Origin of the sequence: Muriicola sp., from assembly GCF_049669965.1 — a bacterium.
Classification (GTDB): Bacteria; Bacteroidota; Bacteroidia; order Flavobacteriales; family Flavobacteriaceae; genus Muriicola.
On the sequence record NZ_JBATLB010000061.1, the window covers coordinates 1 to 2,336 of the forward strand.

3 protein-coding genes are annotated in these 2,336 nt (G+C 36.5%); all 3 read right to left on the reverse strand.

Translation table 11 applies throughout. The annotated features are described in order from the left end of the window. Positions 1-7: 7 nt before the first annotated feature. On the reverse strand, positions 8-589 hold the full coding sequence (locus WBM49_RS03755; protein ID WP_424370728.1) for a Crp/Fnr family transcriptional regulator: 582 nt from the start codon (positions 587-589) through the stop codon (positions 8-10). Between the two features lie 185 nt (positions 590-774). After that, positions 775-1,194, reverse strand: a complete 420-nt coding sequence (locus WBM49_RS03760) for a VOC family protein (RefSeq protein WP_424370729.1) — start codon at positions 1,192-1,194, stop codon at positions 775-777. 208 nt (positions 1,195-1,402) lie between these two features. Beyond that, positions 1,403-1,651 (reverse strand): hypothetical protein, encoded by a 249-nt coding sequence (locus tag WBM49_RS03765; protein ID WP_424370730.1) that lies wholly within the window; start codon positions 1,649-1,651, stop codon positions 1,403-1,405. Between the last annotated feature and the right edge of the window lie 685 nt (positions 1,652-2,336).

The following is a 2,336-nucleotide window of genomic DNA, read 5'->3' on the forward strand; positions in this document are numbered from 1 at the left end:
AACCAGATTAAGATTTTACTATTCTTTTACGGATAGTACTAAGGAATTCCGGGGTTACTCCAAGGTAGGAGGCTATTTGAACGTTGGAAATACGGTTAAAGAATTGAGGATAACGTTCCATAAAATCAACATAGCGTTCTTCGGCCGTTGAACTGATATTCTGCAATACTCTTTTTTGCGTGCTTACCAGAGCGTTTTCGGTGATCACTCTAAAAATTCGATTAAATTTTGGGTGCTCAACAAACAACTTTAGTTGGTCTTCTTTATTGATTTGAAGTATTACCGAGTTTTCAATAGCCTCTATATACAGTTTGCTTGGCTGTTCGGAATGAAAGCTGCCAATATCACCGATCCACCAATTTTCTATGGCAAACTGAAGGTTATGCTCTTTCCCATTTGCATCAATCATAAACATCTTGAAGCACCCCTCCACAACAAAAGTGTTGAGTTTACTGATATCACCTGCCTGGAGAATATATTGCCTTCGTTTAACGCTTCGTTCTTTGAAAACCCTCTCCACCGCAGACATTTCTTCTTCATTTAAAGGTAGAAGTTGATTGAAATATTCTATGAGTGGAATGCTGTTCATTTTAATTCGCTATAACGGTCCTGACTCTGGCTGGCCCTACCCATTTAACCTTTGAAGCCAGTTCCTTACTTTATTTAAAAATAGGAATTTCTAATGAAGTTCCTGTGAAGTGCTGAACCTGCCTGCCATGCCTTCGGCAGATAAACCGGCAGGCGGGTTATAGCCCATGTTGTGTGTAGTTTTTATCAATAAATGTTCTTTGCACTTTCCTTAGGCGTAGTTAGTTCAACCGTATGTCCGTCGAGGTCTTGCGTATATATTGAATCGAAGTAATAGTGGTCTTGGATAGTATACTTCAAATTCAATTCGTCAAATCTCCGTTTAGCTTTTTCAAAATTTTCATTTGTTACGTTAAATGCGAAGTGGTCAATTTTTACATTTTTCGAAGCAGGGTCAAGTGCAGTATCAGTGGTAATTGCTGGAAACAATGCGATTCCCGATTTTCCAGAGAGCAGAAAGATTGGATAGTCTCCCCATTCAGGCAATTGATATCGTTTTAGTCCCAACACTTTTTCATACCATTTGGCAGAAGCTTTCATATCGGCAACTCTGATTGCTACGTGGTCTAAAAATTCAAGGTCTATTTTAGATTCTTTGTTTTTCATTTATCAAATTATACAGAATGGTTTTAGCTATAATTTGGTTGCGATTTTGCCTACGCTCGGAACGGCGAGCTTGCCTAATAAAGACCAGCGCTGTTTTGCATTGAAGCCAGTTCCTTGTTTTTTAAAAATAGGAATTTCTAATGAAGATCCGGGAATGCAGGTTAAAAGCGTTGTTGTAAACAGTTTTTATGTACGTAATCCTATAATGCTATTTGAAGTATAGTTCTTTAATAAAATGTATTCTCTTTCCAGGGATGACCAGTTTCCATATGTCTTTTTTGGGGATTAAATTTTTATCGGCCAATTTTTTCCCATCGATATAGGTTCTATAAACAAGCAAATAAAAGAATAAAAGACCTGCGAATTGAGAGGAATTAATAAAATCGAATTCGCTGAGGATAAGAATAGCAGCTAAAGGAACGAGGATTAATAGATAGTAGATTATTAGATTTTTCATATTTAATTTTTACTTTCAACGGTTTTGACTATGACTCATAGTAAATGCGTTATTACCATTATTGTACTTTCGTTATTTTTCAATTTCTTGATCAATGAGTTCAATAATATGATCCAAGTTGTTCTTTAACTCTTTCTCTTATTCTAACCCATCTATTCGATTGCCAAAGAATATAATAATACTCAAGGTTCTAAATGGCGGATGGTCATAGTATTTCTTTACGTCGGATTTAACAATTTTGCTATCTTCAATAACGAATGCATTTTGAAAAGTTGAAAAACTTAATCATATCTATTGTTTTTTTGGCCAACGCACCACATGACTCCTCACTCCTATCCCGATCCCGATCCCGATAGCTATCGGGGCTATCGGGATTCTACTAGACCTTTGATTTTGCCAAGGCAAAATAATGTTTCGATAATGTAAGAATTTACTCATTGGTTAGTGGTTTGTCATAGTTTCTGCTACCGAAGCTTTTCGGCCTTCGTAGTCAAGTTACTTCGACGAAGTAGGCTAGCGCAGGAGCAATGAAGTACAACAGTCAGAGCTATGAATTCCCGCTGAATTTAATTATGCACGTTGTGAGCCTTTCGTTTTATCAATTCGTTTTCTATAAATTCTATTAATTTTTTAGTTTCGTTTACAACTTGTATTTTACTAGAAGTTGAACCTTCCCGCATCCCAA

What these genes read in the sequence shown, in the direction of transcription:
- WBM49_RS03755 (WP_424370728.1), bottom strand. Translation starts at nt 589, where the DNA reads ATGAACAGCATTCCACTCATAGAATATTTCAATCAACTTCTACCTTTA.
- WBM49_RS03760 (WP_424370729.1), bottom strand. Translation starts at nt 1,194, where the DNA reads ATGAAAAACAAAGAATCTAAAATAGACCTTGAATTTTTAGACCACGTA.
- WBM49_RS03765 (WP_424370730.1), bottom strand. Translation starts at nt 1,651, where the DNA reads ATGAAAAATCTAATAATCTACTATCTATTAATCCTCGTTCCTTTAGCT.